General features: G+C 73.4%; 11 protein-coding genes. 6 read left to right on the forward strand and 5 right to left on the reverse strand.

Annotation, left to right across the window (positions count from 1 at the left end; translation table 11 throughout):
* Positions 1–263 precede the first annotated feature (263 nt).
* From OG715_RS23990 to OG715_RS24000, 3 genes are read right to left on the reverse strand one after another with little or no spacing between them, the layout of a single operon-like run.
* The gene (locus OG715_RS23990; protein ID WP_266270934.1) at positions 264–455 is read right to left on the reverse strand and encodes a DUF397 domain-containing protein; all 192 of its coding nucleotides are present in this window, start codon (positions 453–455) and stop codon (positions 264–266) included.
* Between the two features lie 40 nt (positions 456–495).
* Positions 496–684 carry a DUF397 domain-containing protein gene (locus OG715_RS23995; protein ID WP_266270935.1) on the reverse strand — a complete coding sequence of 63 codons (189 nt, stop codon included), beginning with the start codon at positions 682–684 and terminating at the stop codon, positions 496–498.
* Positions 677–1,642, reverse strand: a complete 966-nt coding sequence (locus OG715_RS24000; RefSeq protein WP_323182156.1) for a helix-turn-helix domain-containing protein — start codon at positions 1,640–1,642, stop codon at positions 677–679. The genes OG715_RS23995 and OG715_RS24000 overlap by 8 nt, the downstream gene beginning before the upstream one ends.
* Before the next feature lie 149 nt (positions 1,643–1,791).
* On the opposite strand from OG715_RS24000, the gene OG715_RS24005 reads away from it, so the two are divergent.
* From OG715_RS24005 to OG715_RS24020, 4 genes are all read left to right on the forward strand, one after another.
* Positions 1,792–2,157, forward strand: a complete 366-nt coding sequence (locus tag OG715_RS24005; RefSeq protein ID WP_266270937.1) for an ATP-binding protein — start codon at positions 1,792–1,794, stop codon at positions 2,155–2,157.
* A complete protein-coding gene (locus OG715_RS24010; RefSeq protein WP_266270938.1) occupies positions 2,154–2,387 on the forward strand; it encodes a hypothetical protein in 234 nt (77 codons plus the stop codon). The genes OG715_RS24005 and OG715_RS24010 overlap by 4 nt, the downstream gene beginning before the upstream one ends.
* Positions 2,384–2,593, forward strand: coding sequence for a hypothetical protein (locus tag OG715_RS24015; protein ID WP_266270939.1), 210 nt, complete (start codon positions 2,384–2,386; stop codon positions 2,591–2,593). Before OG715_RS24010 ends, OG715_RS24015 begins: the two co-directional genes overlap by 4 nt.
* 628 nt (positions 2,594–3,221) lie before the next feature.
* The gene (locus tag OG715_RS24020; protein WP_266270940.1) at positions 3,222–3,701 is read left to right on the forward strand and encodes a nuclear transport factor 2 family protein; all 480 of its coding nucleotides are present in this window, start codon (positions 3,222–3,224) and stop codon (positions 3,699–3,701) included.
* Positions 3,702–4,056: 355 nt separating this feature from the next.
* Here OG715_RS24020 and OG715_RS24025 read toward each other — a convergent pair whose 3' ends face one another.
* A complete protein-coding gene (locus OG715_RS24025) occupies positions 4,057–6,606 on the reverse strand; it encodes an ABC transporter permease (protein WP_266270941.1) in 2,550 nt (849 codons plus the stop codon).
* Positions 6,600–7,355, reverse strand: coding sequence for an ABC transporter ATP-binding protein (locus OG715_RS24030; protein WP_266270942.1), 756 nt, complete (start codon positions 7,353–7,355; stop codon positions 6,600–6,602). The genes OG715_RS24025 and OG715_RS24030 overlap by 7 nt, the downstream gene beginning before the upstream one ends.
* Positions 7,356–7,658: 303 nt before the next feature.
* On the opposite strand from OG715_RS24030, the gene OG715_RS24035 reads away from it, so the two are divergent.
* A complete protein-coding gene (locus OG715_RS24035) occupies positions 7,659–7,913 on the forward strand; it encodes an MbtH family protein (RefSeq protein ID WP_266271806.1) in 255 nt (84 codons plus the stop codon).
* A 92-nt stretch (positions 7,914–8,005) separates the two neighbouring features.
* Positions 8,006–12,661, forward strand: coding sequence for a non-ribosomal peptide synthetase (locus OG715_RS24040; RefSeq protein ID WP_266270943.1), 4,656 nt, complete (start codon positions 8,006–8,008; stop codon positions 12,659–12,661).
* The last annotated feature ends 91 nt before the right edge of the window (positions 12,662–12,752 follow it).

Consider the following 12,752-nt stretch of genomic DNA (forward strand, 5'->3'; position numbering starts at 1 on the left):
GATCTGGACGGGCCGGTGCGGCGTGGTTGCCTGCCCCGGAACACGGTCGAGGAGCTGGCCGGGCGGGAGGAGGCCACCCGCGCGGAGCGCGTGATCGAGCTGCTCTGCGCCCGGATTGAACCGGGGCAGCGGGCCGGTGGTGTCGGCCGGAATGCAGGCGCTGGTCCCTCCGGGCCGCCTGAGGTATACGGATACCGGCCCCGATCGGCACGCTCAGCGCCCCCTCGCTCGGGTCGAGCGAGGGGGCGCCGGGGTGCTGGGGGTCAGGCGTGTTGGTCGAGTTCGCCGGATTTGATGGCGCGGAGGAGGGCGGCTGCGGCGGCGGGGGTAGCGCGGAGGATGGTCTCGCCGTCGTCGGACTCACGAATTTCGATCAGCTGGTCTCCGGTGCGGATTTCAACGCAGTCGTCGTGAGCTGCGGAGTAGCTGGTCTTTTGCCATAGGTGGTCGGCCATCGGTTCGTCTCCCAGGCTCAGGTGACAGGCGGGCGCCGGGCTATACGTGGTGGTCGAGTCCGCCTGCCTTGATGATGCCAAGGAGATTGGCAAAGGCGGCGGGAGTGGTGGCGAGAATGCTGTCGCTCTCGTCGGATTCACGGAGGGCGACCAGGCCGTCAGTGTTGCGGATCTCTATGCAGTCGTTGTTCGCGCCCGAGTAGCTGGACTTCTGCCAAGAGCTAGCCATGCTTGCGTTCCGTTTCCTTCTTGATTGATCGAATGAGGTCGCGGGACTCCTCCTCCGGCAGGGCGTTCGAGTCCATCTGCGTGAGGATGGATCGAAACTTCGCGACGTGAGCCGGAGCGTCGAAGAGCTGGCATCCGAGACCTGTGTCGATCTGGACGGTATCGAGCTCAGGGATCGGCCCGGCGGCGTAGGTGAAGTTCTCGCTCGGGCTCGGCATGCCGTCCACGGCGAAGGGAACTACCCGGACGGAGATGGTTGGCCGCTCGGAGTCGTCGAGGATCGCGTCGAGCTGGTCCCTGAAGACCTCCGTGTCGCTGAACCGGATCCGCAGTCCCGCCTCATGGATGAACGCGGTGTACGGAACGGCTCCCGATCGGACAGTCCGTTGTCGTTGCATGCGGAAGGCAGTGCGCAGATCGACTTCGTGGCGCGGTAGCGCTGGTGTGGAGTTGCCGAATACGGCGGACGCGTAGGCCCCGGTTTGCAGCAGTCCTGGGATGAAGGTCACGGAGTATGTCGTGAGCCGCTTCGCATGACCTTCGAGTTCTGCGTTCTCAAGGAAGTCCGTTGCCAGGGCTTCGCGGTACTCCTCCCACCAGCCGGGCTTGCCGCGCTCGGTGATGACGTCGGCCAGGGCGTCGATCAACGGCTGGTTGGTGCACATGCAGGCGGCCGCGATGGTGCGCAGGCGGTCGACGCTGATGCCGATCTTCCCGGCCTCCATCTGCGTCACCTGGGCCGGGTTCATCCCTACGGCGCGGCCGAGTTGGCTGCCGCCGAAGCCGGCCTGCTCGCGCATTCTGCGGAGCTCTGCGCCCAGCCTGCGTTGGCGGAGGGTGGGGTTCGGTCGTGCCATGGGGTCCTTCCGTGCCGGGGTGTTCACAGTCTGCCGCGCCGGTCGGAGGTGGGTCCATCTACGGCCGGAGTTACCACGGTAGAGGGAATATCTCGGTTCCATGGAAAATTTCCCACGAGCCTGAGATATGGTCCCGTCAGGTCGATCCGACGGATCGTCAGTAACGCCTGTTCCCCGCGGCGGTAGGCGCCTGCTGCCCGCTTTCGGCGTACGTTCCTCCCCCCTCCCTCACCCTCCCCTGGAGGTTCGCCATGCGTGCCTGCAACCCGCCCGACTGCTCCGCCGTTCGCGCGGAACTGCGTTCCCTCCTCCTCTCCGCCGGGTGGCGGCCCGATGCCGTCGACGACGCCGAACTCGCGTTCCATGAGCTCTTCGTCAATGCCTGGCGGCACGCCGGTTCCGCCGCCCCTGCCGTCCTGGTCTGCCTCCGGCCGACCACGCTGCGCGTCGCCGTCTGCGACGACTGCCCCGACCTCCCCGAACCCCGCATCTCTGCCGACCCCTACGCCGTCTCCGGGCGCGGACTCCACCTCGTGCGCGCCCTCACCCATCGGCTCGGTGTCGACCCCACCAAGACCGGCAAGGTCGTCTGGTTCGAGCTGGACGTCGCCGCGTGAACGCCCCCGTCGACCCCCACGACCCCTACCTGCGTACCTACACCGAACCCGAGGTCACCGCCCTCCTGCGCGAACTCCACGAGCGCGGCAGACCCCTCGGCCTGCGCTGGGGCTCCGCCGCGGTGGCGGAGCCCACTATCGACGGCCGCCTCCTCGTCGACTTCGGCGACGCTCCCGTCTCCACCCTCCTCAACCTCCTCACCCTGCTCCGCGAAGCGGCCCCGGGGTGAGCGGCTTCCTCGTCGGCGCCGCCTTCGCCGTCCTCCTCGCGCTCGCCATCGCCACCGTCGTCACGGGTGTTGTCACCGCCCTCAAGATCGGCCCGCCCCCGCCGCCGATCACCCGCCACGGCCACTGGGAAACCCACACCCTCCCCGACGGCAGCACGGAACACACCTGGACCGCCCACCAGCGCTCCCACCGCATACCCCAGTGACCACCCTGGAGTGGGAAGTCGGACCCGCCGACTTCCCACCCCACCAGCGGCCGCCGCTCGGTCCCGGTGGCTCCCGTGCGAGCAGCAAGGGAGCCGCCCAACGAGCACCCAGGAACAGGAAGTCGGCGGCATCGACTTCCCGCTCCTGGTGACTCCGGCCCCACCAGAAGGAATAGCGTCAGCGAACAGCTACCCACGGGTTACGGCGTTCCGGTGGCCCCCTTGCAGCAAGGGGCCACCGGGGCGGAGCAGGAAGTCGGCCCGTTCGACTTCCTAGCAGCCCTCACGGGACCCAATGAGGGTCCGCGCCGTGCTCCGGTGGCTCCTTGCCCAGTGCAAGGACCACCGGAAGAAGGACCCAGGAACAGGAAGTCAGCCCCGTCGACTTCTCGCTCTGCCCGGCCCACAGGATGAGCAGCTGCCTCTCGGCCGGGCCGAGCGAGGGGCAGCCGACGGAGGTCGGGTGCAGCGGCGGGGCTCAGTTTCGGTGGCTCCCTTGCGCGCAGCAAGGGGGCCATCGAAGAAACGTTCAGGCATGCCGGGCCTGCGGCGGGAAGCGCCGCACCGGTGCCGGGCGGCGCCGAAAAACCGCTGCTCCGCTACGCAATCGAGCTGCTAGGAAGGGGAGATGGACGACAAGATCATTACCCCGATCGACCGAATGCTCGCGGAACGTGCTTGCGAGCGGATCATCGTCGACTTCATCCACCGCCTCGACCTTGGTGAGCCGAGTTCGGTGGCTGAACTGTTCACGCCCGACGGCGTCTGGTACTGGCCTCACGGCGACCGCCGCATCGAGGGGCGTGAGGCCCTGACCACCTACTTCGGGTCGCGCCCCTCGGACAGGCTCTCGCGTCGCCTGATGACGAACATCCTGGTCACGATCGAGTCCGCGACGGAGGCTCGCGCAGTCTCGTATCTGACGACATATCGGGTCGACGGCTACGCCGGCGGCATCATCGAGACCCGCCTCCCAGCGAACGTGGGCCACTACGAGGACACCTTCCGCAACATCGATGGCAGCTGGCTCCTCGCCACTCGCACCGTCTTCATTCCTTTCGGCGCCGACACGGAGCGACTCCCCTCCGCTACCGCGCCTCGCACCTGACGGGAATCGCTTCGCGGCCCGAACAGCGGGAGCGGCCGCGCACCACAGTGCGTCCGGCGTTACGGCGCCGGAAAGTTGCGCTCCCGGATGGGGACGCCGGTACAGACGGCGGTGTTCCGGTGGCCCCTTGCGTGCGGCAAGGGGCCACCGGAAGCGACTCCCCCCGCGCCCCTCACCTGCGACCTAAGCGGCTGCCCCTCGCTCGGGGCGGGCGAGGGGCAACCGATGTGGCGCGGCTCGGTATCGGTGGCTCCACGCCCACGCCCACAGCAAGGGAACCACCAGAGAAAAACCGGGAGTGGGAAGCCGACCGCCTCGACTTCCCACTCCCGGCCAACCCTCGTCCTTCGCTGCCTCAGCCCGCCTCGCCCGCGACGCCCGCGAGGATGCTGCGGCCGTCACCGCCGCGCAGCGCGAGCGCAGCTGGGACGACAGCCGCCGCCAGGCCGATGGCCGCGCAGACGGCGAGGAGTTCACCCAGCGTCGCCCACGGGACCACCGCCGGGGTCGGGCCGACCAGTTGGCGCAGCGCCGCCCAGGAGCCGCCGATGCTGATGGCCGAGGCGACCGCGCCCACCAGGGCACCCGCGCCGACGCACAGCAGGGTCTCCGTCGCCACAGCGCGCAGGACCTGGCCCCGGGTGGCGCCCGCCAGGCGCAGCATCGCCAGCTCGCGGCGGCGGTCGCCCAGCGTCATCACCAGGGTGTTGGCGAGGGCCACCAGGGCGTAGAGCACCGACAGGCCGAGGATCATCAGCATGCCGTTCTTGGAGCTCTCCTGGTTGGCGTCCGTCGCCGCCGCCGAGACCTCGTCCGGGGTGCTGATCCGCCCGCCGAGGTCGGAGACGGCGGTCTGCAGCGCACTCGCCGCGACCGCGCGGTCGGCGCCCGGGGTGAGCTTGACGATGATCCGGGAAGGGAGCACGGAGCCGGCGCCCGCGTCGGAGGCGTCCAGGTAGGCCTGAGTGCTGTCGGCGCCCGCCTGGAGCACGGCGGCGACCTTGAAGCTCTTCCGCGAACCGTCGGCGAGCCAGGTGCTGACCTCGTCGCCCGCGTGCGGGCTCCCCGGCCAGACGGAGTTGACGATGATCGAGCCCGGCTTGAGGTCGGCCGCCGAGCCGCTGACAACCGGGAGTTCGGCGACGGTGGCCAGACCCGCCGCGTCGACCGCCGCAGCCTGGAGGGCGAGGGCGCTCGGGCCCTGCTCCTCCGCGTAGACGGTGGTCGGGGTGGAGACCACGGCGGTGATGCCCGGGACGGCCCGGACCTGGTCGACCAGGGCCCGGGTGAGGCCCGGAGTCCCGGCCGGGGAGACCACCCAGTCCGCCCGGGACAGCTGCCGCCCGACGGCGCTGACCTGGGCCGCGTTGATCGTCCCGATGCTGCCGAGCAGGCAGCCGGCCAGGCTGACCACGATGACCACCGGGGTGGTCGTCGCGGCCGTGCGGCGGAAGGCGGTGAGGGCGCTCTGACGGGCGGTCGACCAGACGGCGCCGCCCGCGTCCTCCGTGTCGGCGCCGGAGCGGGAGAACCGCGCGGGCAGCCCGGTGACCAGGCGGATCACCGGCCCGGCGAGCACCCCGGCGAGGGTGACGAAGGCACCGACGATCACCAGCACCAGCGAGGCCGAGGCGGCCGCGTTGGACCCGGCCTCCGGCTGCATGGTCGCGGTGCCGCTGACGGCCACCACGCCGACCGCCAGGGCCAGCCCGCCGACCACCCAGCGGAAGCGGTTCGCCCCCTTGGGGCTGCGCTCGACGGCGGCCTCGCGCAGCGCCTCGCCGGGGCTGATCAGCCCGGCCCGGACGGAGGAGACGACGACGCCGACGACCGCCGTGACCAGCCCGATGGTGGCCGCAGTGGCGAGCGCCCAGACGGTGATCGGCACGGTGAAGTCGGGGCTGACGATGTGGCGGTCGACCAGCCAGTTCCGGCACAGCGGGGCGCCGACCAGGCCGAGCCCGCAGCCCGCCGCCGAGGCGAGCACGCCCACCAGCACGGCCTCCGCGTGGATGAGCCGGCGCAGCTGGCGGCGGGTGGAGCCGATCAGCCGGAGCAGGGCGAGCTCCCGCCGCCGCTGGGCGATGGACAGGGCGAAGGTGCCGGCGACCACGAACACCGCGACGAAGCCGGCGACTCCGGCGGCCAGGCCGAGCGGGGTGTCCACGTTGTCCATCTGGCTGAGCAGGAAGGCGTGGTGCGGGTCGGCGGTGGCGCGCTCCTTGCCGGTCAGCACGGCGGCCCGCCCCGGGCCCCGGCCGGCCTCGGTGACGGCCCGGCGGACGGCGTCGGCCGGACCGTAGGCGGCCAGCGCGTCGACGGCAGGGGAGATCCGGGTGGCCTCGGCGTCGGTGAAGAACACCGCGTGCTCGAACGGCACCGCGTCGGTGACGCCGGTGACGGTGACCCGGCGCGGGCCGTCTGCGGTCAGCAGCGGCAGGGTGCGGCCGATCAGTCCGGCCTCCCCGCCGCTGACCACGACCTGCCCGTCGGCGGCCGGGGCGCTGCCCGAGGCCAGCCGGTAGCCGCCGGCCTCGGCGGCCGACCAGCCGCGCCCGACCTGGTCGGCCGGGCCGCCGGCCAGCTGGGCGTAGAAGGTGTGGTCCTCGACCACCCGGCCGGTGCGGGCGATCGCGGCCACCAGCTCCGGGCCCAGGCCCGCCTGCTGGGCCACCGCGACGCTCTGGACCTGCCCGTCGCTGTCGGCGAGGTCGATGCCGGTGTCCGGCACCACGACGGCGGGCGCGCCGGACCAGCGCTGCTGCGCGAGGTCGGCGACCCCGGCGGTGGCGCCGATGACCAGCATCGCCGTGGCCATCAGGCCGACGCCGAGGCAGAGCGCGACGAAGGTGCCGACGAAGGACGTCCAGCGGACCCGGAGGGTGGAGAGGGCGACGCTCAGCACGCCAGGGCCTCCAGGCTCGTCATCCGGGCGGCGACGCGCTCGGCCGTCGGCTCCTCCAGGGAGCCCGCGAGCCGGCCGTCGGTCAGGAAGACCACACGGTCCGCGTACGAGGCGGCGACCGGGTCGTGGGTGACCATGACGACGGCGCGCCCGGCGTCGTCGGCCAGGCCGCGGAGCAGGGCCAGCACCTCGCGCCCGCTCTTGGTGTCCAGCGCGCCGGTCGGCTCGTCGGCCAGGACGACGGCGGGCCGGCTGATCAGGGCGCGGGCGATGGCGACCCGCTGCTGCTGGCCGCCGGACAGCTCGCCGGGGCGGTGGCCGGCCCGCTCGGCCAGGCCGACCGAACCCAGCGCGGCCAGCACCTCGGCCTTGCCCGGGCGGCGGCCGGCCAGCTTCGGCGGGAGTGCGACGTTCTGCGCGGCGGTGAGGGAGGGGAGCAGGTTGAAGGACTGGAAGACGAAGCCGATCCGCTCCCGGCGGAGCAGCGTCAGCTCCTTGTCCTTGAGGCCGCCCAGCTCGGTGCCGTCGACCAGCACCTGGCCGCCGTCGATGCCCTCCAGGCCGGCCGCGGCGCGCAGCAGGGTGGACTTGCCGGAGCCGGAGGGGCCCATGACGGCGGTGAAGGTGCCGAACGGGAAGCCGAGGCTCACCCCGTCGAGGCCGACGACGGGCTCGGGGCCGGAGCGGTAGGTCTTGGAAACGGAGCGGAGTTCGACGGCGAATTCCGCGCCGCGGGCTGTGGCGGTCATGGCAGCAAGTACACCTTCCGGCCCACTGGGCGGGCAATGAAGTGGAGTTCTGTTTTCGGGGTGTAGTGCGCTACACCCCGGGACTGCGGCAAACGGCAGTCGGAGCGCCCGGAAGAGTCCCTGGAAGGGCCCTCGGAAGCCCCCGACGGAACGCCGTCCGGCCGGTCCCGAGCCTCCCCCGGGGACGTATAGAGCACCTATAGCGGGCGTCCCCAGACTCGCTCCGTATGAAGGGCACGGGTGCGGGCCGACCGCTCCGTGCGACACCAGCCTCAAGTGATCGGGGACCCGGCTGTGGCCGAGCTGAACGTTGACACGCAGACCTACCTCGTCGTCCTCAACGACGAGGAGCAGTACTCGATCTGGTGGGCCGACCGGGCGCTCCCGGCGGGCTGGCACCAGGAGGGCTTCTCCGGCAGCAAGGAGGAGTGCCTGGCCCGGATCGGCGAGGTGTGGACCGACATGCGCCCGCTGAGCCTGCGCCTGCGGATGGCCGAGGCCGCCGCCGGGACCGCCGCCGCCGGGACCGCCGCCGTCGCCGAGACCGTCGCCGGCTGAGCCCCGCGCAGCAGCTGATCCGCCCCTTAGTGACCGAGCGAGGAGCTCTCGTGGCACGGCAGTCCTTTGTGCATCACCTTTTCGCGAACTCGGTGGAACGGGTTCCCGACTCGGTCGCCGTATTCGACGGCCACCACGAGGTCGGCCGTCGCGAAATCGACGGGCGGGCCGATCGGATCGCCGGATTCCTGGCCGGTTCCGGAATCGGTCCGGAATCGGTGGTCGGAATTCGCCTCCCGGCCGGCGCCGATCTGGCCTCGGCCGTGCTCGGCGTGTGGCGGGCCGGTGCCGCAGTGCTGCCGCTGGACGCCGACGGGCGGGCGGACGCGGCCGGGGTCACGGCCGATCTGGTCCTGACCGACGGCCGGGAGGAGGGGACGACCGCCGGAACCGCCCTCGCCGAGGCGCTGCTCGCCGCCGCGATCGCCGCCCTGGTGGACGTCGACCCGCAGGCCGCCGCCTGGATCGCCCCCGGCGCGGACGGCGGCCCCGCGGCCGTGCTCGACCACGCCACCGTCGCCAACCAGGTCACCTGGCTGGCCGAGGACCACGGCCTCGACGCCACCGACCGGGTCCTCGTCACCGGCCCCGCCGGCGCGGCCACCTGGGCGCTGTTCGCCGCGCTCACCGCCGACGCCACCGCCGTCCTGCCTGCCCCGGCACCGCACCCGGCCCGGCTGCTGGACGCCGCCGCCGAGCAGCGGGCCACCGTGCTGGTCGCGCCCGCCGCCGCCCTCGCCGAGGCGACCGAGGCGACCGAGGCCGCTGAGGTGACCGACGCCGCCACCGACGCCGCCACCCCGGACCTCCGGCTGGTGCTCGCCCTCGGCGCCGACCTGCCGCCGGCCGCCGGCCGCGCGCTGGCCGCCCGGGCCGAGGAGGCGCGCACCCTGCACGTCCTGGAGCCCGGCGCGCTGATCCTCACCGCCGACGACGTCGACCCCCAGGAGAACACCGCCCGGGAGAACGCCGCCCACGAGAGCACCCCCACCGTCCTCGGCCGCCCGGTCGACCAGGTCCGGGTGCTGGTCGTCGACGAGTACGGCGACCCCGTCCCGCCCGGCGTCCCCGGCGAGCTGCACGTGGCCGGCCTCGGCCTGCCGCGCGGCTGGGCCGGCGACCCGAAGGCCACCGCCGACCGCCTGCGCCCCGCCTTCTTCGGCGCCCCCGGCAGCCGGATGCACAACACCGGCACCCCGGTCCGCTGGCGCAACGACGGCACCCTGGAGCAGCTGGACGAGGCCGCCGCCGCGCCCGCGCCCGCCCCGGCCGCCGTCTACGCCCGCCCCGCGTACGTCGCCCCGGCCACCGCCGCCGAGCGCGCCGTCGCCCAGGTCTGGTCGGAGCTGCTGGAGGTCGCCGAGGTCGGCGCCGAGGACAACTTCTTCCAGCTCGGCGGCTACTCGCTGCTGCTCACCGAGCTGGCCCGCCGCCTGCACACCGCCACCGGCACGACCGTCGTCCTCGCCGACCTGTTCACCGCCGTCACCGTCCGCGAGCAGGCCGCCCTGCTGGCGGTCGAGGAGAGCACGGACGCCGCCCCCACCACCGGCACGGCCGTCCCCGGCGTCGTCGCGGTGCCCCGCGACCGCCCGCTCCCGCTCTCCTCCGGCCAGCGCCGGATCTGGCTGCTCGACACCATGGAGCCCGGCCCCGAGTGGGCCGCCCCGTTCTTCCTCCGGGTGCCCGCCGACCTGGACGCCGAGACCGTCCGCCTGGTGCTCGACACCCTCGCCGACCGCCACGAGGTCCTGCGCACCCGCTACCGCACCGTCGACGGCGAGCCGGTCCAGGAGGTCGGCGAGACCCTGCCGATCGAGCTGCGCACCGTCGAGGGCAGCCGCGAGCAGATCGTGGAGCTGTTCCGCGAGCAGTTCGAGACCCCCTTCGACCTGGCCGCCGGCCGGATCTGGCGGGCCACCCTGGCCGCCACCCCGGAGGCCGGGGACGAGCGGCTGCTGCTGGTGACCATCCACCACATCGCCTGCGACGGCTGGTCGGTCGCCGTCCTGGAGGACGAGTTCCGCACCCTGTGCGCCGCCTACCGGGCCGGTACCGCCCCCCGCCTGCCCGAGCCGCCGGTCCAGTACGCGGACTACGCGTCCTGGGAGCGGCAGTGGCACGCCAAGGACCGGCTGGCCGGTGAACTCGACCACTGGCGCGGCGTCCTGGACGGCCTGGTCCCGCTGGAGCTGCCCACCGACCACCCCCGTCCGGCCCGGCGCGACCCGCGCGGCGGCGTGGTGGGCTTCGGCATCCCGCCGCGGCTCATGGACGCGATCACCCGCCTGGGGCAGAGCCGCGAGGCCACCCCGTTCATGACCCTGCTCACCGCCTTCGGCACCCTGCTCGCCCGCCACAGCGGCCAGTGGGACGTGGTCGTCGGCACGCCCGTCGCCGGCCGCACCCGGCCCGAGGTCGAGCGGACCGTCGGCTTCTTCCTCAACTCGCTGGTGCTGCGCTGCCGCCTCGACGGCGGCCTGCCGTTCACCGAGGCGCTGGACCGGCTGCGGGCCACCTGCCTGGACGCCTTCGCGCACCAGGAGCTGTCGTTCGAGCACATCGTCGACGAGCTGAACCCGAAGCGCGACCTTTCCCGCACCCCGCTCTACCAGGTCGCCTTCAACCTCCACGACGGCCGGCTGATCGGCGGCATGCCCGACCGGGCCGACCTCGACTACCTGCACCCGGCCCGCCGGGTCGCCAAGACCGACCTCACCCTGTACGTGCGCAGCGAGGCCGACGGCACCTGGAGCGGCGCCTTCGAGTACGCCGCCGCGCTGTTCGAGCACGGCACCGTCGAGCGGCTGGCCGAGCAGTTCCTCCGCCTGCTGGAGACCTTCACCGCCGACCCGGCGACCGCCCTCGGCGCCGCCGAACTGCTCTCCGCCCCCGAGCGGGCGCGGCTGCTCGGAGACTGGGGCACCGGCGAGCGGGCCGACTGGCCGGCCGGCACCACCCTCGACCTGATCGAGGCGCAGGCCGCCGCCACGCCGGACGCCCCGGCCGTGGTCACCGACGGCGCCACCCTGAGCTACCGGGAGCTGGACGAGCGGGCCAACCGCCTCGCCCACCACCTGGCCGCCGCCGGTGCCGGACCGGAGACCGTCGTCGGCGTCTGCCTGGAGCGCGGACCCGACCTGGTGCCCGCCCTGCTCGCGATCTGGAAGGCCGGCGCCGCCTACCTGCCGCTCGACCCGGCGCTGCCCGCCGAACGGCTGCGGCACGTGCTCGCCGACTGCCACGCGCCGCTGCTGGTCACCGAGACCGCGCTGACCGCCACCACCGGCGGCTTCCCGGGCACCCGGATCCTGCTGGACGCCGACCGGGAGGCCGTCGCGGCCCGCCCGGCCACCGCGCCCGCCCGCGCCACCGACCCCGAACACCCGGCGTACCTGATCTACACCTCGGGCTCCACCGGCCGCCCCAAGGGCGTCACGGTGCACCACCGCGGCCTCGCCAACCACCTGCGCTGGGCGGCCCGCGACCTGGTCCGCGGCCCCGGCGGCGCGCCGCTGTTCTCCTCGCTGGCCTTCGACCTGCCCGCCACCAACCTCTACGTGCCGCTGATCACCGGCCGCCCGGTGCACGTGCTGCCCGCCGACCTCGACCTCGGCCGCCTCGGCGAGACGCTGGCCGCCGGTGCGCCGTACAGCTTCGTCAAGCTCACCCCCGGCCATCTGGAGCTGCTCACCGACCAGTTGACCGGCGAGCGGGCGGCCGGGCTGGCGGACCTCGTGCTGGTGGCCGGCGAGGCGCTGCCCGCGCGGACCGCCAACCACTGGCTGGCGGCGCTCGGCCCCGGCCGGCTGATCAACGAGTACGGGCCCACCGAGGCCTCGATCGGCTCCACGGTCCACCCGGTCGACCGGCCGCAGGAGGGCACCGTCCCGCTCGGCGGCCCGCTGCCCAACACCACCGCGTACGTCCTGGACGGGGCCGGCCGGCCCGCCCCGGTCGGCGTCGCCGGGGAACTGCACGTCGGCGGCGCGGGGCTGGCCCGCGGCTACCACGGCCGCCCGGACCTCACCGCCGAGCGCTTCGTCCCGGACCCGTACGGACCGGCCGGCTCCCGCCTCTACCGCACCGGCGACCTGGCCCGGGTGCTCGACGGCGGCGCGATCGAGTTCCTCGGCCGCATCGACACCCAGGTCAAGCTGCGCGGCTACCGGATCGAACTCGGCGAGATCGAGGCCGTGCTGACCGCGAACCCGGCCGTGCGCGACGCCGTCGTCCTGGTCCGGGAGAGCGCGACCGGCGAGAAGTCGCTGGCCGCCTACGTGGTCCCGGAGGGCGGGGAGTTCGCCGCCGACGCGCTGCGCGCCGACCTCGCCGAGGTGCTGCCCGAGTACATGGTGCCCTCGGCCGTCGCCGCGGTGGACCGGATCCCGCTCACCGCGAACGGCAAGGTCGACCGCCGGGCCCTGCCCGCGATCGAGCAGGCCGCAGGCGACCGGGACGCGCCGGGCACGCCCACCGAGGAGCGGATCGCCGAGGTCTGGGCCGAGCTGCTGGGCCTGCCCTCGGTCGGCGTCCACGACAGCTTCTTCGAGCTGGGCGGGCACTCGATCCTCGCGATCCGGATGACCTCCCGGCTCCAGGACGAGTTCGACGTCGACCTCTCGATCGCCACCGTCTTCGGCCACCCGACGGTGAGCCGGCTGGCGGAGGCGGTCGAGGACCTCATCAGGGCCGAGATCGAGCAGCTGGACGACTCCGAACTGGGCGACCCCGAACTCGTCCAGTAGTCCCCACGGCACCCCCCACCTCGCACCGACAGCGAACGACACGCGGCAAGCGCCGACCGACAACCGGCAAGTACACGAGGGAGCAGTAGCA

The sequence above is a fragment of the Kitasatospora purpeofusca genome, assembly GCF_036010405.1.
GTDB classification, from domain to species: Bacteria; Actinomycetota; Actinomycetes; order Streptomycetales; family Streptomycetaceae; genus Kitasatospora; species Kitasatospora purpeofusca.